Raw genomic sequence first — 20,124 nt, forward strand, 5'->3', positions numbered from 1 at the left:
CCGGTACCAGGGCGGTTGATCCCGTGCTCACGGACTTAACCTGGTGATATGAGCGGGCCTGGAGACCCTCCCGAGGGCGCCCCCGAGGGTGCTCCGGGAGGCGACGACGAGTACCGATCCGTCGTGTTCGACGAGTCGTTCGTGCGGGCTGCCCGGATCCAGGAGTACTCCGCGCGCGAGCGGCTGGACGGTGCGGCGCGGGCCGTGCGCGTGCGGCACGGGCTCCCGCGGATCCTGGCCCGGCAGGCCGTCGCGCTGGCACTGCTCCTCGTGCTGGCCTTCGGCTTCGCCATCTACATGGGGGTGCGGCACCCGTACCACGCCGACACGGCGGGGCCGACGCCCACGCTCCAGGTGTCGGTGATCCCCCTGGTGCCGTCCGGCACGGTGCCCGCGGTGGCGGCCGCCGACCCGTTCGCGGGGAGCCCGGCCGACCGCTACCGGGTCGGCGAGGCCGGCATCAACTTCGACGCCGCGGAGCGGGTCGGCGACTTCGCCGAGAGCGAGGTCATGCAGGCCTACGCGACCATCAAGGACTACATCAGCGAGTCGGCGCTCGACCCCAAGGCGGTCACCGGCGGCGACGTGGGCGCGGTGCGCAACCTGCTCGACCCCGGGCAGCTCGACCAGTTCGAGGCCAGCGTCACCCGGCCGACCAGTGACGGCAGCCATGAGGCCACCGGCTGGCTGGTCCGCTTCGACCCGGCCGAGCACCTGCGGCTGGTCGGCGGCGGCAACGGGGTCCGGGTGGACGGCGGCCTGAAGTCCATCGGGACCAGCGGCAGCGCCCTGGTGATCACCGCCGACCACACCTTCGTCTACGCCCTGCGCGGCCCGGGCACGACCGACACGCCGATCTCCCTGTTCACCGTCCGGCGGCACCTGCAGTTCCGGTTCAGCCACCTGGACCTGGAGCAGCGGCACATCCAGGTGGTGGACGCCGAGGTGGCCGCGGGGCCGCTGTCGTGCGGGAGCGCCGCGGGCTACTTCCGGCCGATACTGGCCGGCGGGCGGGCGACGGGCACCGTCACCGGGGTGAACCCCTACGAGCAGGACGGGCCGGTCGGCCCCGACTGCGCGCCGCTCGGCAGCAAGGACGGCCCGGCCCCGTGGCCCAGCGTGGCCGCCGGACCGTCGGCCGGGGCGAGCACCGCGCCCGGCACGGCGGGGACGAGCACCGCGCCCGGTACGGCCGGCACCGGCCGGCCGTCCGCCGGCACGAGCACCGCGCCCGGCACCGGAGCCCCCGCGGGCACCGGTGCGACCGCGACCCCTACGCCGGGTCGGGCTCAGGCGACGGGCCTGACCCCTCCCCAGCAGCGGGCCCCGGCTTCCCACCCGGCCCTGTGAACTTGTCGCGCAGCTTGCCGCCGAAGTCGCCCGCGCCGTTCGACAGGTCCCGGATCAGGCCCATCAGCGGGTCCTTGCTCTGCTTCACCGTGTCGGCGTAGTGCGCTGCGGACTCCTTGAAGGCGTCCGACACCCGGGTGTCCTTGTCCTCGGTGCGCCGCGGGTAGTGGCCGTCCATCAGTCGCTGGTGGTCCCGCGAGGACGCCCACTTCCGCAGCTCGGCGGCGCGCACCGTGGTGAACGGGTGGCTGCGCGGCAGCACGTTGAGGATCTTCAGTACGGAGTCGCGCAGGTCGCCCGCCGACTCGTACTCGTCGGCCTGCTTCAGGAACGCGTCCACGTTCATCTCGTGCAGGTGGTTGCCGCCGGCGATCTTCATCAGGCCGCGCATGGACGCCTGGAGGTCCTGGCCGACCAGCAGGCCGGCCCGGTCCGCGGACAGCTCGGACTTGCGGAACCACTCGCGCAGCGATGTCACCAGGGCCAGCACCGCCAGGTTGCCCAGCGGGATCCAGGCCACGCGCAGCGCCAGGTTCGTCAGGAACAGCAGGATGGTGCGGTAGACGGCGTGGCCCGACAGGGCGTGCCCCACCTCGTGGCCGACGACCGCCCGCATCTCCTCCTCGTCGAGCAGCTCGACGAGGCCGGTGGTCACCACGATGATCGGTTCGTCCATGCCGATGCACATCGCGTTCGGCTTCGGGTCCTGCGTCACGTACATCAGCGGGACCTTCTCCAGGTCCAGGATGTAACAGGCGTCCCGCAGCATCGCGTTGAGATGGGCGAACTGCTCGTCGCCGACCCGCACGGAGTCCGACAGGAACAGCAGCCGCAGGCTGCGCTCGGGCAGCAGCGCGCTCAACGCCTTGAAGACCGTGTCGAATCCGGTCAGTTTGCGCAGCGCCACCAGGGCGGACCGGTCCGCCGGGTGCTCGTACGCCCGTGACGAGATGTCGGGGAACCGCCTGCGGGTGCGGCCGGGCAGCTTCTCCGTGCTGACGCGCTGCTCGTTCGGATCGTTCGGCTCGGACATACTGGCCCAACCCCCTGATAGCCAACCGGTACATAGTCAGGACGCGCGGAGCCAGCGCGAAGTTCCCCCGGCACCGCCCGTACGATGTGCCGGAGAGTGTCTCCCGTCCGTCTCCGAGCCCGCAAAGGTCCGCCGATCATGTCGAACGTCGCAGCCACCGCCCTGACCCCCCTGACCACGCTCGCGGAGGGTGGCAACCACAACAGCCTGAGCCCCTACCTGACCGGTTTCGGCGCGCTGGGTGCCCTGCTGCTCCTGCTGTGGATCACCACGCGCTTCAACCGCGACTAACCATGCACCAGGCAAAGCAGCGCATCGGTGTGATGGGTGGCACGTTCGACCCCATCCACCACGGGCACCTGGTGGCCGCGAGCGAGGTGGCGAGCCTCTTCCACCTCGACGAGGTGGTCTTCGTGCCCACCGGGCAGCCCTGGCAGAAGGAAGACCGCACGGTGTCCGCGGCCGAGGACCGCTATCTGATGACGGTGATCGCCACCGCGTCGAACCCGCAGTTCTCGGTCAGCCGCAGCGACATCGACCGCGGCGGCAGGACCTACACCATCGACACCCTCCGGGACCTGCGCGCGGAGCACCCGAAGGCGGATCTCTTCTTCATCACCGGCGCCGACGCGCTGGCCCAGATCTTCTCGTGGCGGAACGCCGGGGAACTGTTCTCCCTCGCACACTTCATCGGCGTGACACGTCCAGGGCATACGCTGTCGGACCCGGGCTTCCCCGAAGGCGGCGTGTCCCTCGTGGAGGTCCCGGCGCTGGCGATCTCCTCGACGGACTGCCGCCAGCGGGTGGCCAAGGGGGATCCGGTCTGGTACTTGGTTCCGGACGGTGTGGTGCGTTACATCGACAAACGCGCGCTCTACCGGGACACGTCCGGGTAGCGGCGAACGAAACACACGAAGGGGTTCCTCGTGAACGACGCAAACCCCCACTGGCAGCACGGCCAGGGTGGTCCAGACGACGAGAGAGACCCTTACGCGCGAGATCGGTACTACCAGCAGCAGCACTACGGTTACGACGCGTACGGCAGGCCGCTCCAGGGCCCGCCCGAGCAGCAGCCGCGCCAGGCGGCCCCCACCCAGCAGCAGACGTACGCGGACCCGTACCCGAACGACCCGTCGCAGGCCGCGTACGGCGGCCGGCAGGGCTGGATCCCGCAGCAGCCGCAGCAGCCGTACTACGAGCAGAACCCTCAGCCGCAGGGCTACGACACCGGGCAGCAGCCCGTGTACGACACCGGGCAGCACGCCGTGTACGAGACCGGGCAGCAGCCCGTGTACGACACCGGCCAGCACGCCGTCTACGAGACCGGCCAGCACCCCGTGTACGACACCGGGCAGCACGCGGTCTACGAGACCGGGCAGCTGCCCGTGTACGACACCGGGCAGCACGCCGTGTACGAGACCGGGCAGCAGCCCGTGTACGAGACCGGGCAGCACGAGGTCCTCTCCCGCGAGGCCGCCGCACCGCCGCAGCAGCGCGGCCCCGACGACTTCCACACCGGCCAGTTCGCCTTCGTCGACGAGGAGGAGGACGACTCCGAGGAGGTCATCGACTGGCTGAAGTTCTCCGAGTCGCGGACCGAGCGCCGCGAGGAGGCCCGCCGGCGCGGCCGCAACCGCAAGGTGGCCCTGGTGCTCGTGCTGGTGGTCGCCCTGGTCGGCGGGGCCGGGTACCTCTGGAAGGCCGGGAAGATCCCGGGCCTGAAGCACGACAAGGCGGCCGTCGCGGCCACCGGCGGCGGGCAGAAACGTGACGTCATCGTCGTCCACCTGATGCCGGTGAACGGCGGCCCCAGCGACACGGCCCTGCTGGTCGACAACAGCACCAAGGGGCGCGGCACCACGGTGCTGATCCCCAACGCGCTGCAGCTGACCGGGGACGACGGCTCCGCCACGACGCTGGACAAGTCCGTGGCCGACGGCGTCGGCCCGACCCGGGACGCGCTCAACTCGCTCCTCGGCACCGACATCAAGGGCAGCTGGCGGCTGGACTCGCCCTACCTGGAGCTGCTGGTCGACTCCCTCGGCGACGTCTACGTCGACACCAACGCCACCGTGAAGGGCACCGGCAAGGACAGCGGCCGGACGCTGGTGCGCCAGGGCAAGCAGACCGAGCTGACCGGGCAGGCCGCGGTCGCCTACGCCACGTACAAGGGCCCCGGCGAGTCGCAGACCGACCAGCTCAGCCGCTTCGGCCAGGTCATGCAGGCGGTGCTGAAGAAGATGCCCAGCGACGCCGCGGACGCCACCAAGACCATCCAGGGCCTGGCCCAGATCCTCGACCCTTCGCTGAACGACAAGGCGCTCGGCGCCTCGATGGCCGGGCTGGCGGAGCTGGCCAAGACCGGCGCCTACGACACCGCGGTGCTGCCCGTGCAGAAGGACGGCATGCTCAGCACGCAGGCCACCGACAGCGTCGTCAAGGACGTCCTCGGCGGCACCGTCAAGCAGTCCACGGGCGCCTCGGCGCAGACGCGGGTCCTGATCAAGGACGCCACCGGCAGCTCCAAGAGCGCGTCGATGGCCCAGGCCGCGATCGTCAACGGCGGCACGTACGCCTACGTGCCCGGCGGCAAGGCGAGCGGCACCCAGGCGGCCTCGCAGATCCTCTACTCCGACCCGGCCAGGCTGGCCGCGGCCAAGGACGTGGCCTCCACGCTGGGGCTCCCGGCGACCGCAGTGAAGAAGGGCACGGTGCCGTCGAACGCGGACCTGCTGGTGGTGCTCGGCAAGGACTACAAGCCGACCACCAACTGACCGGCCGGCCGCCCGGCGCGTGACGGACCGGGCGGCAGGCCGCTCGCGGGCCGATCCCCGCCCGCCGCGGCCATGATCCGCCGGGAAACCGGTCGGGGACTGTCCGAGGGTCGTGAGACCCTTGAGTTGACGAGTCCCCGACCGGAAAGCCTCACCTGTGACCGCAACCGACCGTGCCATCGAGCTGACCCGCGCCGCCGCCCAGGCGGCCGCAGACAAGCTGGCGCACGACATCATCGCCTACGACGTCAGCGACGTGCTGTCCATCACGGACACCTTCCTGGTCGCCTCCGCACCCAACGACCGGCAGGTCAAGGCCATCGTCGACGCCATCGAGGAGACCCTGCTCGCAGAGCTGGGGGTCAAGCCGGTACGGCGTGAGGGCGAGCGGGACGGCCGCTGGGTGCTGCTGGACTACATCGACATCGTGGTGCACGTGCAGCACTCCGAGGAGCGGGTGTTCTACGCCCTGGAGCGCCTGTGGAAGGACTGCCCCGAGATCGAGCTGCCCGCCGACGCGGTGGCCACCCGGGGCAAGGCCGCGGAACACGCTCAGGCGATGGCGGCCGAAGCCGAGGGAGACCTGCGCTGAGCGCGGGCAAGCCCGGCAGGGGCCGCAGGATCGTCCTGTGGCGCCACGGCCAGACCCGGTGGAACCTGGAGCAGCGCTTCCAGGGCACCACCGACATCGGCCTGACCGAGACCGGTGTCGCGCAGGCGCAGCGTGCGGCCAGGCTGCTGGCCGCCCTCCACCCCGACGCGATCATCTCCTCCGACCTGAGCCGGGCCGCGCACACGGCGGCCGAGCTGTCCGTGCTCACCGGGCTGGATGTCACCCACTACGAGGGCCTGCGGGAGACCTACGCGGGCGTGTGGCAGGGCCTGACGCACACCGAGATCAACGAGCGGTACGGCGACCAGTACGCGGCGTGGAAGCGCGGCGAGCCGGTCCGCCGCGGCGGCGGGGAGCTGGAGACCGAGGTCGCCGACCGGGCGGCCCCGGTGGTGCTGGCCGCCGCCGACAAACTCGGCGACGACGGCGTGCTCGTCGTCGTCAGCCACGGCGGCACCCTCCGCACGACCATCGGCCGGCTCATCGGTCTGGACCCGGTCAGCTGGGAGTCCCTCGGCGGGCTGTCCAACTGCTGCTGGTCGGTGCTCGGCGAGGGCGTCCGCGGCTGGCGGCTGACCGAGCACAACGCCGGCACGCTCCCCGAGCCGGTGCTCGGCGACGACACCTGACCGGCGGCGGCCCCCACGGGCCGGGCGCCGGCCCCCGGGGGACCGGCCGGAAGCAGCCGATTTCGTTTCCGGTCAGTCCACCGGCTATGCTTCTTCCCGTCGCCCGGCAACGGGACCGACGCGGGGCTGTAGCTCAGTTGGTAGAGCGCTTGCATGGCATGCAAGAGGTCCGGGGTTCAATTCCCCGTAGCTCCACAGTCGCGGTTCTCCGAACCGCACACCTCACGGCGTCACCCGGACAGGGTGGCGCCGTCGTCGTTGTCGGGCAGACCCTGCGGCAGGGTGCCCCGCGACCTCCCACGACCTCCCCGTGTCCTGTGGTGCGGGTCACATCGCACGCCTGAAATATCCGGGGACTCCCTCCCCGTTACATGCACGTGAATGAAAATCCGGGGGCTCGGTCCCCGGTTAGCACTCGACGAGAGGAGGGCCCGCGATGACCATCACCGCCGACACGACGGAGGCGACACCGCGCCGGGCCCCTCGTATGCGCACGGACGCGGCGCGCAACCGTGAGCGGATCCTGGCCGCGGCCCGCGAGATGCTCGTGGAGCAGGGACTCGACGTCCCGTTCGACGACATCGCGCGGCGGGCCGGCGTCGGCAACGCGACGCTCTACCGGCACTTCCCCGACCGGCACGCGCTGCTGCGTGCCGTGCTGCTCTTCGTCATGACCCGCACGGCGGACTTCGCCGAGACGGTCGCCGCCGAGGAGCCCGACCCCTTCACCGCGCTGTGCGGCTTCGCCCACGCGGCGCTCGACGAGCGCGCCGCCGCGATCTGCGCGCTGTTCCCCGACAAGGAGCGGCCGGAGGCCACCCCCGAGATGTACGCCGCGTACGCACGGTTCCAGACCGCCCTGGACGGGCTGATGGAACGGGCCCGCGAGGCGGGGCAACTGCGCGAGGACATCACCCCGATCGACTTCATGATCGCGGTGTCCCAGCTCAGCCGCCCGCTGCCGGGCCTGGACTGCGACGGCGCCGGTGGCCACCGGCGTGTGGGCCTGTTCCTGGACGGACTGCACCCACGCTCCTCCGCCGGGACCCCCACCACGCACCACCCCGAGCAACCCCGCTCCGAGTCGATGACGACCTCGTAGTTCACCCCGCGGCCGCCCCTGTCGTGCGGCGCCACCCTCACCGATCGAACCTCACCCGTGCCCGCGGGCACACCTAGGTGGATACCTCCATGTCTCAGACCGTCGCATCCCGGCTCCAGGACGCCGGCGCCAACCGCTGGAAAGCCCTGGTCTTCATCTCTCTCGCCCAGTTGATGGTCGTCCTCGACTCGACGATCGTGAACATCGCGCTGCCGAGCGCCCAGCACGCCCTCGGCATCTCCGACGCCAACAAGCAGTGGGTCATCACCGCCTACGCGCTGGCCTTCGGCGGACTGCTCCTCTTCGGCGGCCGGATCGCCGACCTGTGGGGCCGCAAGCGCACCTTCGTGGTCGGGCTGACCGGCTTCGCCCTCGCGTCCGCGATCGGCGGCGCCGCCGCCAACGAGGCCATGCTGCTCAGCTCCCGGGCCGCGCAGGGCCTGTTCGGCGCGCTGCTCGCGCCGTCCGCGCTCTCGCTGCTCGCGGTGACCTTCACCGACGCCAAGGAACGCGCCAAGGCGTTCGGCATCTTCGGCGCGATCGCGGGCGGCGGCGGCGCCGTCGGCCTGCTGCTCGGCGGCGTGCTCACCGAGTACCTGAACTGGCGCTGGACCTTCTTCGTCAACATCCCCTTCGCGGTGATCGCCGCCCTGGGCGCGTACTTCGTGATCCGTGAGCCCGAGGGCAGCCGCAACCGGTCCTCGCTCGACGTCCCCGGTGTCGTGCTGGCCACCCTGGGCCTGGTCTCGCTGGTCTACGGCTTCACCCGCGCCGAGACGGCCGGCTGGTCCGCGACCTCGACCATCGGGCTGTTCGTCGCGGCCGCCGTGCTGCTGCTGTCCTTCGGCCTGGTCGAGTCCAAGGTCAAGGCGCCGCTGCTGCCGCTCCGTGTGGTCGGCGACCGCAACCGCGGCGGCACGTACCTCTCCCTGGGCCTGGCCATCATCGGCCTGTTCGGCGTGTTCCTCTTCCTGACCTACTACCTGCAGGTCGTCCAGGGGTACTCGGCGATCAAGACCGGCCTGGCCTTCCTGCCGATGGTCACCGCCTTCGTGGTCGGCTCCACCCAGATCGGCGCCCGGCTGGTCACCCGCCTCCCGGCGCGCGTCCTGATGGCGCCCGGCTTCGCGGTCGCCGCGGTGGGCATGCTGCTGCTGACCCGCCTCCAGGTCGGCTCGTCCTACCCGGGCGTGATCCTGCCGGGCCTGGTGCTGCTGGGCCTGGGCATGGGCACGGCCTTCATGCCGGCCATGTCGCTGGCCACGCAGGGCGTCCAGCCGCGTGACGCGGGTGTCGCCTCCGCGATGGTGAACACCTCCCAGCAGGTGGGCGGGGCCATCGGCACGGCGCTGCTCAACACGATCGCCGCCTCGGCGACGACCACCTACCTGGCCGCCCACGCGGCCGGTGCCGCGGGTTCGGCGAGCGCCCAGCGGCTGCTGCAGTCGCAGTCGCTGGTGCACGGCTACACCCACGCGATCTGGTGGGCGGTCGCCATCGAGGCCGTGGCCGCGCTCATCGCGCTGACCTTCGTCAACGCCCCCCGTCCGGGCTCCACGCTGGTGGCGTCCAGCGCCGGGACGGGCAAGGACGCGAAGGACGGCCAGGACGGTCAGGACACGGACGACGCGGTGCAGCTTCCGGCGGCGATGCACTGAGCCGCCGGGCCGTCCCGGTGCGGACGGCCGGAGCAACGACGCGGGTGGGGCGGGAGCCGTACGGCTCCCGCCCCACCCGCGTCCTCATGTCCGCGGAGGGCGCCCCTGCCTCTGACGGCCGGACGGGCGGGCGGGCGGGCGACGGTCCGCCGGGCTCAGCGCGGCTCGGCCGCCGCCCGGACCGTCCCGGCCCCGCCGGCCGGGCCGTCCTTCTCCGCGAGGGCCACCGACACCGGCCGGCCGTGCACGGCGCAGCCGACGACCGGGTCGTCGATGCCGCGCAGCCGCTCGATCTGCTGCCGGTCCTCCTCGGCGACCGGCGTGTAGACCACGATCCGGTGCTCTGCCATGCCGTCGATGGCCAGCGAGTTCGACGCCATGTTGACCAGGCCCACCGCGAGGTGCCGGTACACCTTCACCCGGCTGCCCGGCGCCGCCACGTCACCGCTCGCCCACAGCTGGGCGAACTGCGGGCTCACGTCGATCAGGGACCGCACGAACCGCTCCCAGTCCGGCTCGCCGACGTGGCGGCCGTAGGAACGCCGGAGCTGCGCCACCATCCAGGGCAGCTCGTCCCGGCTGTTGACGAAGGTCGAGCAGCACTCGGGGACGGTGAACAGCTTGTACAGCAGGTTGCGTTCGCGCCGCGGCACCCGGCTGGTCAGCGGCCACAGCAGCCGGTACGTCGGGTTGGTCGCCTGCACGTCGTAGCGCGCGTTGTAGACGGCGGCCGGCAGTGGGTCCAGGGCGTCCAGGATCGCCTGCACGTCCCGGCCGACGGCCTCCTCGTCGGACACCGGCTCCGGCACGAAGGGCACGCCGGCCAGCCGGTACAGGTGGTCGCGCTCGATGGCGTCGAGTTGGAGCACCCGCGCCACCGCGTCCAGCACCTGCACGCTGGCGTTGATCGGGCGGCCCTGCTCCAGCCACGTGTACCAGGTCACGCCCACCCCCGCGAGCTGCGCCACCTCCTCGCGGCGCAGGCCGGGCGTGCGGCGCCGCAGGCCCGGCGGCATGCCGACGGCCTCCGGGGTGATGCGTGCCCGGCGGCTGCGCAGGTATCCGGCGAGCTCGGTCCTTCGCTGGGTCGGTGTGGCTGGCATGACCCCATCGTCGCCGGGCGGCGGACCCGCTGCCAGGTGCTGTCAGTACCAGGATCGGTGGGCTCTCGTTACCGGTACTCGCCCGCGCGCACGCTGGCGGCATGACCGACACCGCACTGACCGGAGCAGCACCCGCCCGCGGCGCGACCGCCCCCGCGGGCCCCGGCGCGGGCCCCGGCACCACCCGCCGGCCCGCGGCCCGGCCGGGCCTGCTCCTGGGCATCATCCTCGCGGGCCAGTTCATGGCCCTGCTGGACGTCTTCATCGTCAACGTCGCCGCCCCGACCGTCCGCACCGACCTGCACGCGTCCGGAGCCGGGCTGCAACTGGTCATCGCCGGCTACACCATCGCCTACGCCGTACTGCTGATCACCGGTGCGCGGCTCGGTGACCTGCTCGGCCACCGCCGCCTGTTCCTCGCCGGGCTCGCCCTGTTCACCGTGTCCTCGCTGGCCTGCGGGCTGGCCCAGAACACCGGGGAGCTGGTCGCCTTCCGCTTCGCCCAGGGCACCGGCTCCGCCCTGATGATCCCGCAGGTGCTGAGCCTGCTGCAGCTCACCTTCGTCGGCGAGGCCAGGACCCGCGCGATGAGCGTGTACTCGGCGGTGCTGGCCTCCGGGGCCGCGCTCGGCCAGTCGGTGGGCGGAGTCCTGGTCAGCGCCGACCTGTTCGGCACCGGCTGGCGCCCGGTCTTCCTGGTCAACGTGCCGATCGGCCTGGCGATGCTGGTGGTGGCGCCGCGCGTACTGCCCGCCGACACCCGCAGCGCACCGGAGCGCCGCCGCGGCCTCGACCTGCCGGGCCTGGTGGTGCTCGCGGCCGCGGTCACGCTGTTCACGGTGCCGCTCGTGCTCGGCCAGCAGGAGGGCTGGCCGGTGTGGGGCTGGGTGAGCCTGGGCCTGAGCGCCCTGCTCTTCGCGCTCTTCACGGTGCTGGAGACCCGGCTGGCCCGGCGCGGCGGCGCGCCGCTGGTGTCCACCCGGGTGCTGCGGGCCCCCGGCATGGGCCGGTTCATCACCGTGATCGTGCTGGCCATGGCGGTCAACGCGGGCTTCCTGTTCGCGGTCGCCCTGCACCTGCAGTCCGGCATCGGCTTCAGTGCCCTGCGCACCGGCCTCACGTTCGCCGTCTGCGCCGTCACCTTCGGCGGGATCGGCCTCACCTGGCGCCGCCTGCCCGCGTCGTGGCGGCCGTGGCTGGGCGTGGCCGGGCTGGCGGTGGCCGGCGCCTCGCTGGCGGGCCTGGGCCTGGCCCTGCGCGGGGGCGGCGACGGCGGCCCCTGGCTGTACGTCACGCTGCTCGCCCTGGGCCTCGGCCTCGGCCTGGCGTTCAGCCCGAGCTTCACCCTGGCGCTGGGCACGGTCGCCCCGCAGGACGCGGCGGACGCCAGCGGGCTGCTGGCCACCGTGACGCAGCTCGGCCAGCTCGTCGGCGTCGCCACCCTCGGCACGCTGTTCCTGAACCGCCTCGACGGACCGGGAGCGCACGCGTCCGCGCACGCCTTCGCCGTCACCTCCGTCGCCCTGGTCGCGGTCTGCGCGGCCGGCGCAGTGGTCGCCGCGGTACGGCGGCGGGCGGCATGACGCGTTCGGCGCGGGCGGCGGGTGGCGCGGGCCCGCGGGCGGCGTGACGCTGGCGGCGGTGCTCAGGGCGCACTGCCAGTGCCAGCGCCAGCGCCAGCGCCAGCGCTCAGCGCGGCTCGGCGGCGAGCGCGGGGTAGTCGGTGTACCCGCGCTCGCCGCCGCCGTAGTAGGTGGCCCGGTCGGGCGTGTTGAAGGGGCCGCCGGTCCGCAGCCGCCGCGGCAGGTCCGGGTTGGCCAGGAACAGCGCCCCGTACGCCACCATGTCCGCGGTGCCGTCCGCCACCAGCGCCAGTTCCTGCGGGCCCGAAGGGCGGTCCGCCGCACGGGCGTTGAGGATCAGCACCCCGGGGAACCGCTTGCGCAGCTCCAGGGTCAGGGCCCGTCCGCCGGTCTCCACCACGTGCAGGTACGCGGGGCCCACGGGCTCCAGCGCGCGCAGCAGCGCCAGATAGCCCTCCTCGGGCTCCGGTTCGTCGATGTCGCCCAGGGGGTTGCCGGGGGAGACCCGCAGTCCCGTGCGGTGCGCGCCGATCGCGTCGGCGACCGCGGCGACCACCTCGGCGGCGAAGCGGGCGCGGGCCTGCGGCGTGCCGCCCCAGGCGTCGGTGCGCGTGTTGGAGTTCGGGGCGAGGAACTGGTGCAGCAGGTAGCCGTTGGCCCCGTGCACCTCCACCCCGTCGAAACCGGCGTCGATCGCGTTGCGGGCCGCGCGGGCGTGGTCGCCGACGGTCCGCCGGATGCCGTCCTCGTCCAGGGGCTCGGGCACCACCAGGTCCCGCGGCCCGTCGGCGGTGTGGATGCGGCCACGGGCCGCCACGGCCGACGGCCCGACCGGGTGCAGGCCGCCGGGCAGCAGCGAGGGGTGGCCGATCCGGCCGGTGTGCATCAGCTGCGCGAAGATCCGGCCGCCCCCGGCGTGCACCGCGTCCGTCACCGCCCGCCAGGCGTCGACCTGCCCCGCGCTGTGCAGCCCCGGGGTGTCGGGATAGCCCTGGCCGACCGGTGAGGGCTGGACGCCCTCGGTGACGATCAGCCCCGCCGAGGCGCGCTGCGCGTAGTACGCGGCGGTCGCGGCGGTCGGGCTCAGCCCCGGCCCGTACGCGCGGCTGCGGGTCATGGGGGCCATGGCGATCCGGTTGGGCAGGTGGAGTCCCGCCAGGTCGAGCGGGTCGAAGGCGGTGGTCACGGCGGTCTCCAGGCTCGTCCGGCGGCCGGCCCGCGGGTCCGGAACCCGTCCCGCGGCCATGGGCCCGGCCACCGTAACCCGGCAACCCCGCCTGGATTGTTGAGAGTTCATGAACTCCGCAGGGCCCGCGCCGACCGGCCGCGGGCGTCGTCCGGGAGCCCGTCCGGCGGGAGCCGCAGGGCCTGCGCGGCCAGCACCCCGGCCAGCGCCAGATAGGCGGCCCCGACCAGCGGGTACGCCGCGGACAGCAGCATCTCCCCGGCGTTCTGGTGCAGCTCGGGCCGGTGCGAGGGGTCGTGCGGCACGTACCAGACCAGGTAGCTGCCGAACACCGCCAGCGCCGCCAGCGCCGCGGCCCACCAGCGCGGGTCGCGGCGGCGCAGCGCCTCCGAGAACAGCAGCACCACCATCGGCACCGCCCACACCCAGTGGTGCGTCCAGGACACGGGGCTGATCATCAGCCCGGTCACCCCGCAGGCCACCGCCGCCCAGGCCGCCGCCGACGGCAGCCGGTTCCCGGCCCGTGCCGCGGCCACCGCCACGGCCAGTCCCAGCGCGGCCACCGCCAGCGCCGCGCACACCCACGCCGCTCCGGGGGTGTCGGTGTGCTGCAGCCGCGCGACGATCCCGCGCACGGACTGGTTCGCGGTGTTCTCCGGGACGCCCGGCCGGTCGGGTGAGAACAGCACGCCGGTCCAGTAGGTCCGCGAGTCGTGCGGCAGCGCGAGCGCCCCGACCAGCGCGGTCCCGGCGAACGTGCCGGTCGCCACCGCCGCGCGCCGCAGGTTGACCCCGCGGGCGCCGGGCACCAGCAGCGCGGCCAGCGCGAGGTAGACCGCGAACAGCGCGGGGGTGATCTTGATGCCGGCGGCGATCCCGATGCCGACGCCCGCCCAGCGGTTGCCGGGGCGCCGGGTGAGGTCCCACAGCACCAGCACCGTCGCCAGCAGGTTCACCTGGCCGTAGCGGAGGGTCGCCCACACCGGTTCGGTCCACACCGACAGGCCGGCGATCAGTATCACCGCCGCCGTCCGTACCGGCCGGGCCACCAGGCGCAGCGACAGGGCGGCCAGGGCCACGGCCAGCGCCAGGTTCGCCGCCGTGACCACGGTACGCATCGTGCCGATGGTCACCCACGTCAACGGGACGAACAGGAGTCCGGCGAACGGCGGATAGGTCATCGGCAGCTGGGCGGTCCCGTAGCGCATCGCGTACAGGTCGCCGCCCGAGCGCACGGTCCACCCGGCGGCCCGGTACACCATCACGTCGACCATCGAGACGTCGGCGGCCCGCTGGGCGATCCAGACGGCGGCGAAGGACACCGCGCACCCCAGCACCGCCCACGCGGCCAGCCGCCGATCGCCCACGCGTGCGACTCCTCACAACAACGGAACCCCGAGGTGGGAGCCCCTGGCGCCCGGGGAAATCGATTTGGCGAACCAGGCCCGGGGCCGTGTAATGTATCCCGAGTCGCCGGGCCTCCCGCCCGGTACACGCGGGGCTATAGCTCAGTTGGTAGAGCGCTTGCATGGCATGCAAGAGGTCCGGGGTTCGAATCCCCGTAGCTCCACCCCGCAGACCCCACCCCCGCCGACCGGACTCCCGGTCGCACCCCGGCGCCGCGCATCCCCGATGCGCGGCGTTCTCACGTTGTTCCCGCCGCGTCGTCCCGGCGTTCCCCCAGTTCGCCGTATGCCGACGGCCCGTCATGGGCCGTCCGCGCGAAGCCGATCACGCCCCGGCGCGGCCCTCTGTTCCGGCTCCGGGCGCGCTGCTAGCCTGCGGCCCGCCGTGCAGAGGGATCTGACGGTTCCTTGACCTGCTCTTGGTACAACCATGTCCCTGGCATGAACCGATCAGCGAAAGAGTATCGCTCTGCGGTACCGGCCGTACGCATAGCGGCCATCGCTGCGACACATGAGCGACCTACCGCACGAAGCGACAACTCGCTTAGCAATGGGGGTTCCATGAGATTTGAGCGCAGAAGAACGCGGGCCGGCCTGGCGGCTGCGGCGGCGCTGCCCCTGGTCGCCGGAGCGCTCGCGCTCGGCGCCCAGTCCGCGACGGCCGACCAGCCCGGCGGACGGCAGCTGCTGAGTGGTACCAAGCCGGCGTGGGCCACCGCCAGCGCCGACAAGGGCGCCACGGCCGACGCCAGCAAGCTGACGCTGCGGGTCTACCTGGCCGGCCGCGACTCCAAGGGCCTGGCCGCGTACGCCCAGGCCGTGTCCGACCCCAAGTCGGCGCTGTACGGGCACTACCTGACGGCCGCTCAGGCCCAGGCCCGCTTCGGCGCGACCACGGCGCAGGTGAAGGCCGTCACGGCCTGGCTGAAGTCCTCCGGGCTGACGGTCACCGGCGCCAACCAGCACTACCTCACCGTCACCGGTGACGTGGCCGCGGCCGAGAAGGCGTTCAGCACCCAGCTGCACAACTTCACCAACGGCGGCCGCACGTACCACGCCCCGGCGGCCACGGCGTCCGCCCCGGCGTCGCTGAACGGCGCGGTGCTCACCGTCAGCGGCCTGGACAACGCGCCGAAGAAGTCCCGGCACGACGACACGCTGCCGCCTCCCGGCGCGGCGTTCGTCAACGCGGGCCCGTTCTCGTCGTACTACGGCTCGAACACCAACAAGAGCCTGCCGTCGGCGTTCGGCGTCCAGGCGCCGTACGCGATCAAGGGCTACACCGGCGAGCAGCTGCGCGCGGCCTACGGCGCGGGCTCGTACACCGGCAAGGGCGTGACGGTGGCCATCACCGACGCCTACGCCTCGCCGACCATCGCCGGTGACGCGGCCACCTACGCGTCCCGCAACGGCGGCAAGGCGTACAAGAACGGCCAGCTCAGCCAGGTGCTGCCGGGCGACTACAACTCGACCGAGGACTGCGACGCCTCGGGCTGGTACGGCGAGGAGACGCTGGACGTCGAGGCCGTGCACGCGGTCGCGCCGGACGCGAACATCGTCTACGTCGCGGGTGCGTCCTGCAACGACAACGACCTGCTCGACGCGCTGACCAAGATCGTCGACCACCACCTCGCCTCGATCGTCTCCAACTCCTGGGGCGACATCGAGGAGCACGAGACCCCCGACGTCGCGGCCGCCTACGACCAGGTCTTCCTGAACGGCGCCGTGCAGGGCATCGGCTTCTACTTCTCCTCCGGCGACGCCGGCGACAACGTCGCCTCGTCCGGGACGAAGCAGGTCGACACCCCCGGGAACTCGCCGTGGGCGACCTCCGTCGGCGGCACCTCGCTGGCGGTGGGCAAGAACGACACGTACGCGTTCGAGACCGGCTGGGGCACCGAGAAGGGCCTGCTGTCCGCGGACGGCAAGAGCTGGGCCACCCCGGCCTACACCTCGGGCGCGGGCGGCGGCACCAGCAGCCTGTACGCGCAGCCGTTCTACCAGCGCGGCGTCGTTCCCAACGCGCTGTCGAAGGCCAACGGCGGCAAGGACAAGATGCGGGTCGAGCCCGACATCGCGGCGGTCGCCGACCCCAACACCGGCTTCCTGGTCGGTCAGACCCAGACGTTCCTCGACGGCTCGGTGAAGTACGGCGAGTACCGCATCGGCGGCACCTCGCTGGCCGCGCCGGTCATCGCGGGCGTCCAGGCGCTGACCCAGCAGGCCCGGTTCGGGATCCCGATCGGCTTCGCGAACCCGCTGATCTACTCGCAGTACGGCACGTCCGCCTACCACGACGTGACCGACTACCCCTTCGGCCCGCAGACGGTGTCCGAGGTCCGGGTGGACTTCGCCAACGGCGAGAACGCGTCCGACGGCACGATCACGTCGCTGCGCGTGCTCGGCCGTGACGCGTCGCTGTCCGCGACCCGCGGCTACGACGACGTCACCGGCGTGGGCACGCCGACGCGCAACTACGTCGACGGGTTCCGCCGCCACTGAGGCGACGGCGGGCGACAGCGGGGCCCGTGCCGGGGGTGACCTCGGTGCGGGCCCTGCGCCCGCTGCGGTAACCTGAGCCCATGCGAGCTGTGAGCCTCCTGCTTAGCGAGCCGCGCTGACCACGAACCACGTCAGTGCGGCACCCCTCCTGCGCGAGGGGCTTTTTTGTTTCCGCAGCAGGCACAGACGGGCAGCAGGCTCCCCGGCCGCAGCCGTCACGACGTCGATGGAGTACCGAGGACGATGAGCGAGACCACCCCGGCCGCCGAGACGGCTGCGCCCCACCGCTACACGGCCGAGCTGGCCGCCGAGATCGAGCGCCGCTGGCAGGACCACTGGGACGCGCACGGCACCTTCGCCGCCCCCAACCCCAGCGGCGAGCTGGACGGTCAGCCCGAGCTGGCCGGCCGCCCGAAGAAGTACGTCATGGACATGTTCCCGTACCCCTCGGGCGCGGGACTGCACGTCGGCCACCCGCTGGGCTACATCGCCACCGACGTGTACGCCCGCCACCAGCGGATGACCGGCCACAACGTGCTGCACACCCTGGGCTTCGACGCCTTCGGCCTGCCCGCCGAGCAGTACGCCGTGCAGACCGGCACGCACCCGCGGGTGTCCACCGAGGCCAACATCGTCACCATGCGGCAGCAGCTGCGCCGGCTGGGCCTGGGCCACGACCGCCGCCGCTCCTTCGCGACGATCGACCCGGCCTACTACCGCTGGACCCAGTGGATCTTCCTGCAGATCTACAACTCCTGGTACGACGAGGCCGCCGATCGCGCCCGCCCCATCGCCGAGCTGGAGGCGCAGTTCGCCGACGGCACCCGCCCGACCCCCGACGGCCGCCCCTGGGCGGAGCTGACCGGACCGGAGCGGGCCGAGGTGCTGGGCGGCCACCGGCTGGCCTACGCCGCCGAGTCCCGGGTCAACTGGTGCCCGGGCCTGGGCACCGTGCTGGCCAACGAGGAGGTCACCGCCGAGGGCCGCTCCGAGCGCGGCAACTTCCCCGTCTTCAAGAGCAGCCTGCGGCAGTGGATGATGCGCATCACCGCCTACGCCGACCGCCTGCTGACGGACCTGGACGACCTGGACTGGCCCGAGGCCATCAAGCTGCAGCAGCGCAACTGGATCGGCCGCAGCGAGGGCGCCCGCATCGACTTCCCCGTGCACGAGGCGTCCGGCGCCCACGCCGAGCACGCCGTCACGGTCTTCACCACCCGGCAGGACACCCTGTTCGGCGCCACGTACATGGTGCTGGCGCCCGAGCACGAGCTGGTCGGGTCCATCGTCCCGGCCGCCTGGCCCGAGGGCACCCACCCGGTGTGGACGGGCGGCCACGCCACGCCCACCGAGGCCGTCGCCGCGTACCGCAAGCAGGCCGCGGTCAAGTCCGACGTCGAGCGCCAGGCCGAGGCCAAGGACAAGACCGGCGTGTTCACCGGCGCCTTCGCCGTCAACCCGGTCAGCGGCGAGCCCGTCCCGGTCTTCATCGCCGACTACGTACTGATGGGCTACGGCACCGGCGCGATCATGGCCGTCCCCGCGCACGACTCCCGCGACTTCGCGTTCGCCCGCGCCTTCGAGCTGCCGATGCGCTGCGTCGTCGAGCCGAGCGACGGCCGCGGCACCGACCCCGCGGAGTGGGACGACGCGTTCTCGTCCTACGAGGCGAAGATCGTCAACTCCGCGGGCGAGGGCATCTCGCTGGACGGCCTGACGGTGACCGAGGCCAAGGCCGCGATCACCAGCTGGCTGGCCGAGCGCGGCGTCGGCGAGGGCACCGTCAACTTCCGCCTGCGCGACTGGCTGTTCAGCCGCCAGCGGTACTGGGGCGAGCCGTTCCCGATCGTCTACGACGAGCAGGGCACCGCGCACGCGCTGCCCGAGTCGATGCTGCCGGTCGAGCTGCCCGAGGTCGACGACTACAGCCCGCGCACCTTCGACCCGGACGACGCGGACACCTCCCCGGAGACCCCGCTGTCGCGCAACGAGGACTGGGTCACCGTCGACCTGGACCTGGGCGACGGCGTGCGCAGCTACCGGCGCGAGACCAACACCATGCCCAACTGGGCCGGCTCCTGCTGGTACGAGCTGCGCTACCTGGACCCGCACAACGCCGGGCAGCTGGTCTCGCCCGAGGCCGAGGCCTACTGGATGGGCCCGCGCGACGGCCAGCCGGCCGGCGGCGTCGACCTGTACGTCGGCGGCGCCGAGCACGCGGTGCTGCACCTGCTGTACGCCCGCTTCTGGCACAAGGTGCTGTTCGACCTGGGCCACATCTCGTCGTTCGAGCCGTTCCACCGGCTGTTCAACCAGGGCATGATCCAGGCGTTCGTCTACCGCGACGCGCGCGGCATCGCGGTGCCGGCCGCCGAGGTCGAGGAGCGCGACGGCCGGTACTACTACCAGGGCGAAGAGGTCTCGCGGCTGCTGGGCAAGATGGGCAAGTCGCTGAAGAACGCCGTGACGCCCGACGAGATCTGCGCCGAGTTCGGCGCCGACACGCTGCGGCTGTACGAGATGGCCATGGGCCCGCTGGACGTCTCCCGCCCGTGGGACACCCGCGCGGTCGTCGGCCAGTACCGGCTGCTGCAGCGGCTGTGGCGCAACGTCGTCGACGAGACGACCGGCCAGGTCACCGTCGACGACACCGAGCCCGACGAGGAGACGCTGCGTGCCCTGCACAAGGCGATCGACGGCGTCTCGGGCGACATGGCGGGCCTGCGCTTCAACACCGCCATCGCCAAGATCACCGAGCTGAACAACCACCTGACCAAGTCGGGGCGGCCGGTGCCGCGCTCCGTCGCCGAGTCGCTGGTGCTGATGATCGCGCCGCTGGCGCCGCACGTCGCCGAGGAGCTGTGGGCGCGGCTGGGCCACACCTCGTCGCTGGCCCACGCGGACTTCCCGGTCGCCGACCCGGCGCTGGTCCAGGACGAGGCCGTGGTGTGCGTCGTCCAGGTCAAGGGCAAGGTCAAGGCCCGGCTGGAGGTCCCGCCGGCCATCTCCGACGCGGAGCTGGAGGCGGCCGCGCTGGCCGACCCGTCGGTGGTCGCCGCGCTGGGCGGGGCGACCGTCCGCAAGGTGATCGTGCGGGCGCCGAAGCTGGTGAACATCGTCATCTGACGTGCGGGGCCCGAATCCGGCGACCGTCGTCAGGCGACGTACCGGGCGGACCTGGCGGC

The 20,124-nt window shown here is 72.7% G+C and carries 15 protein-coding genes and 2 tRNA genes; 13 read left to right on the top strand and 4 right to left on the bottom strand.

From position 1 onward, the window contains the following. Nucleotides 1-48: 48 nt before the first annotated feature. On the top strand, nucleotides 49-1,350 hold the full coding sequence (locus BMW99_RS03625; RefSeq protein ID WP_141726172.1) for an SCO2583 family membrane protein: 1,302 nt from the start codon (nucleotides 49-51) through the stop codon (nucleotides 1,348-1,350). Here BMW99_RS03625 and BMW99_RS03630 read toward each other — a convergent pair. Then, entirely contained in the window at nucleotides 1,274-2,383 is a 1,110-nt protein-coding gene (locus tag BMW99_RS03630) for a M48 family metallopeptidase (RefSeq protein WP_069464001.1), read from the bottom strand. The genes BMW99_RS03625 and BMW99_RS03630 overlap by 77 nt on opposite strands. 138 nt (nucleotides 2,384-2,521) lie before the next feature. Here BMW99_RS03630 and BMW99_RS41160 point away from each other — a divergent pair, with 138 nt between their 5' ends. From BMW99_RS41160 to BMW99_RS03665, 8 genes are all read left to right on the top strand, one after another. Then, complete coding sequence (locus BMW99_RS41160; RefSeq protein ID WP_176735508.1) at nucleotides 2,522-2,674, top strand: hypothetical protein; 153 nt, start codon at nucleotides 2,522-2,524, stop codon at nucleotides 2,672-2,674. Between the two features lie 2 nt (nucleotides 2,675-2,676). Beyond that, nucleotides 2,677-3,279 (top strand): nicotinate-nucleotide adenylyltransferase, encoded by a 603-nt coding sequence (gene nadD, locus BMW99_RS03635; protein WP_107451584.1) that lies wholly within the window; start codon nucleotides 2,677-2,679, stop codon nucleotides 3,277-3,279. A 30-nt stretch (nucleotides 3,280-3,309) separates the two neighbouring features. Further along, nucleotides 3,310-5,157, top strand: a complete 1,848-nt coding sequence (locus tag BMW99_RS03640) for an LCP family protein (RefSeq protein ID WP_069464003.1) — start codon at nucleotides 3,310-3,312, stop codon at nucleotides 5,155-5,157. Between the two features lie 157 nt (nucleotides 5,158-5,314). Continuing rightward, complete coding sequence (gene rsfS, locus BMW99_RS03645) at nucleotides 5,315-5,749, top strand: ribosome silencing factor (RefSeq protein WP_069464004.1); 435 nt, start codon at nucleotides 5,315-5,317, stop codon at nucleotides 5,747-5,749. Further along, nucleotides 5,746-6,399, top strand: a complete 654-nt coding sequence (locus tag BMW99_RS03650) for a histidine phosphatase family protein (protein WP_069464007.1) — start codon at nucleotides 5,746-5,748, stop codon at nucleotides 6,397-6,399. Before rsfS ends, BMW99_RS03650 begins: the two co-directional genes overlap by 4 nt. Before the next feature lie 122 nt (nucleotides 6,400-6,521). Further along, nucleotides 6,522-6,594: transfer RNA gene (locus BMW99_RS03655), tRNA-Ala, on the top strand. 241 nt (nucleotides 6,595-6,835) lie between these two features. Further along, nucleotides 6,836-7,501 (top strand): TetR/AcrR family transcriptional regulator, encoded by a 666-nt coding sequence (locus tag BMW99_RS03660; RefSeq protein WP_069464005.1) that lies wholly within the window; start codon nucleotides 6,836-6,838, stop codon nucleotides 7,499-7,501. An 89-nt stretch (nucleotides 7,502-7,590) separates the two neighbouring features. Further along, nucleotides 7,591-9,159 carry an MFS transporter gene (locus BMW99_RS03665; protein WP_079175911.1) on the top strand — a complete coding sequence of 523 codons (1,569 nt, stop codon included), beginning with the start codon at nucleotides 7,591-7,593 and terminating at the stop codon, nucleotides 9,157-9,159. 155 nt (nucleotides 9,160-9,314) lie between these two features. On the opposite strand, the gene BMW99_RS03670 is transcribed toward BMW99_RS03665, so the two are convergent. After that, nucleotides 9,315-10,262 carry a helix-turn-helix transcriptional regulator gene (locus tag BMW99_RS03670; RefSeq protein WP_075016208.1) on the bottom strand — a complete coding sequence of 316 codons (948 nt, stop codon included), beginning with the start codon at nucleotides 10,260-10,262 and terminating at the stop codon, nucleotides 9,315-9,317. A 101-nt stretch (nucleotides 10,263-10,363) separates the two neighbouring features. On the opposite strand from BMW99_RS03670, the gene BMW99_RS03675 reads away from it, so the two are divergent. After that, nucleotides 10,364-11,845, top strand: coding sequence for an MFS transporter (locus BMW99_RS03675; protein WP_079138822.1), 1,482 nt, complete (start codon nucleotides 10,364-10,366; stop codon nucleotides 11,843-11,845). A gap of 106 nt (nucleotides 11,846-11,951) precedes the next feature. Here the strand turns inward: BMW99_RS03675 and BMW99_RS03680 are convergent, their stop codons facing one another. Beyond that, a complete protein-coding gene (locus BMW99_RS03680; protein WP_075016209.1) occupies nucleotides 11,952-13,091 on the bottom strand; it encodes an alkene reductase in 1,140 nt (379 codons plus the stop codon). 47 nt (nucleotides 13,092-13,138) lie between these two features. Beyond that, on the bottom strand, nucleotides 13,139-14,398 hold the full coding sequence (locus BMW99_RS03685) for a glycosyltransferase 87 family protein (protein ID WP_069465986.1): 1,260 nt from the start codon (nucleotides 14,396-14,398) through the stop codon (nucleotides 13,139-13,141). Nucleotides 14,399-14,528: 130 nt separating this feature from the next. Here BMW99_RS03685 and BMW99_RS03690 point away from each other — a divergent pair. The 3 genes from BMW99_RS03690 (at nucleotide 14,529) to leuS (ending at nucleotide 20,065) form a co-directional block, all read left to right on the top strand. Continuing rightward, nucleotides 14,529-14,601, top strand: a tRNA-Ala gene (locus BMW99_RS03690). A gap of 397 nt (nucleotides 14,602-14,998) precedes the next feature. Beyond that, nucleotides 14,999-16,939, top strand: a complete 1,941-nt coding sequence (locus tag BMW99_RS03695) for a S53 family peptidase (RefSeq protein ID WP_075016210.1) — start codon at nucleotides 14,999-15,001, stop codon at nucleotides 16,937-16,939. Nucleotides 16,940-17,182: 243 nt separating this feature from the next. Then, a complete protein-coding gene (leuS, locus tag BMW99_RS03700; RefSeq protein ID WP_069463862.1) occupies nucleotides 17,183-20,065 on the top strand; it encodes a leucine--tRNA ligase in 2,883 nt (960 codons plus the stop codon). Nucleotides 20,066-20,124 lie beyond the last annotated feature (59 nt).

Source organism: Actinacidiphila rubida (assembly GCF_900110255.1).
Classification (GTDB): Bacteria; Actinomycetota; Actinomycetes; order Streptomycetales; family Streptomycetaceae; genus Actinacidiphila; species Actinacidiphila rubida.

Bases quoted from the DNA above. Each gene is read 5' to 3' on its own strand.
- BMW99_RS03625 (WP_141726172.1), top strand. From the start codon at position 49: ATGAGCGGGCCTGGAGACCCTCCCGAGGGCGCCCCCGAGGGTGCTCCG.
- BMW99_RS03630 (WP_069464001.1), bottom strand. From the start codon at position 2,383: ATGTCCGAGCCGAACGATCCGAACGAGCAGCGCGTCAGCACGGAGAAG.
- BMW99_RS41160 (WP_176735508.1), top strand. From the start codon at position 2,522: ATGTCGAACGTCGCAGCCACCGCCCTGACCCCCCTGACCACGCTCGCG.
- nadD (WP_107451584.1), top strand. From the start codon at position 2,677: ATGCACCAGGCAAAGCAGCGCATCGGTGTGATGGGTGGCACGTTCGAC.
- BMW99_RS03660 (WP_069464005.1), top strand. From the start codon at position 6,836: ATGACCATCACCGCCGACACGACGGAGGCGACACCGCGCCGGGCCCCT.
- BMW99_RS03665 (WP_079175911.1), top strand. From the start codon at position 7,591: ATGTCTCAGACCGTCGCATCCCGGCTCCAGGACGCCGGCGCCAACCGC.
- BMW99_RS03670 (WP_075016208.1), bottom strand. From the start codon at position 10,262: ATGCCAGCCACACCGACCCAGCGAAGGACCGAGCTCGCCGGATACCTG.
- BMW99_RS03675 (WP_079138822.1), top strand. From the start codon at position 10,364: ATGACCGACACCGCACTGACCGGAGCAGCACCCGCCCGCGGCGCGACC.
- BMW99_RS03680 (WP_075016209.1), bottom strand. From the start codon at position 13,091: ATGGCCGCGGGACGGGTTCCGGACCCGCGGGCCGGCCGCCGGACGAGC.
- BMW99_RS03695 (WP_075016210.1), top strand. From the start codon at position 14,999: ATGAGATTTGAGCGCAGAAGAACGCGGGCCGGCCTGGCGGCTGCGGCG.
- leuS (WP_069463862.1), top strand. From the start codon at position 17,183: ATGAGCGAGACCACCCCGGCCGCCGAGACGGCTGCGCCCCACCGCTAC.